Origin of the sequence: Micromonospora acroterricola, from assembly GCF_003172955.1 — a bacterium.
GTDB classification, from domain to species: Bacteria; Actinomycetota; Actinomycetes; order Mycobacteriales; family Micromonosporaceae; genus Micromonospora; species Micromonospora acroterricola.
Genome location: NZ_QGKR01000042.1, coordinates 1 through 1,004 on the forward strand (window position 1 = coordinate 1; position 1,004 = coordinate 1,004).

Annotated in this window: 1 pseudogene; it reads right to left on the reverse strand. The window is 78.2% G+C overall.

Annotation, left to right across the window (positions count from 1 at the left end):
* Positions 1-535 (reverse strand): annotated as a pseudogene (locus DKT68_RS00495) (apolipoprotein N-acyltransferase); the annotation flags it as partial.
* Positions 536-1,004 lie beyond the last annotated feature (469 nt).

The window sequence follows — 1,004 nt, forward strand, 5'->3', positions numbered from 1 at the left end:
GGCCCGCCGCCTTGCTGCGGGCGGCGGCCCAGCCGCGCCAGGCGGCGGTGACGAGCAGCCCGCCGATGAGGGCCACGGCGAAGGTGACCAGCGGCGCGCCGCCGAGCGCGGCCAGGCGCAGCAGCGGCGAGGAGTCCTGGCTGAACGCCAGCCGCCCCCACGGGAACCCCCCGAACGGGGTGCGGTCGCGCAGCGCCTCCTGCCCGACCCAGAGCAGCCCGGTCAGCGCCGGCCACGCCCACCGGCCGCGGTCGGCCAGCGGCGACACCCAGGCGGTGGCGGCGCCGAGCAGCGCCAGGTAGCCGGCCTGCAGCAGCGACAGCAACACCCAGGGCAGGTAGCCGGTGTGCAGGTTCGTCCACGCCAGCAGCGGCGCGAACAGCGCCACCCCGGTGAGGAAGCCCAGGCCGGCGCCGGCGCGGATCCGCCGCCGGTGCGCCGCGGCGGCCAGCAACGCCACCCCGACGGGCGCGAGCGGCCACACCCCGTACGGCGGGAACGCCAGCAGCAGGGCCAGCCCGGCGGCCACCGCCATCGGCGCGGCGGCCTTCAGCGGCAGTGGCCGGCCGGCGACGACCGGCCGGGGCGGCACCGCCGGGGCGTGCGTCTCGTCCCGGTCCAGTGTCGTCACCGCAGCTTCACCTCGATCACGGGGCGAAGGCTACCTGGCCGGCGGGCCTGTCGACCGCATCGGGCCACCCGGGGACGAACCACCCGGTGGACATGAAATCGGGGCGCGGCTCGCGCCGCGCCCCGATGCTCCCAGGCCCTCCCCGGCCGGTGCGGCGAGGACGAGGCACGCCGACCTTCGGACCGACCGGACGCGGACTGGCTGCCCCCGCCGGGCCGTTGTCTACTGGCCGTGCACCTCACCCTGCCCGTACACCGGTAACCGCGACCGGTTCGCGCCGCCCCGCCGACCCCCGCCCGCTGGACCTGGCCGCCGCGACGATGGCGCTGAAACTGTCGCTCGGCCAGGTCCAGCGGGCGGGGGTCGGCGCGAC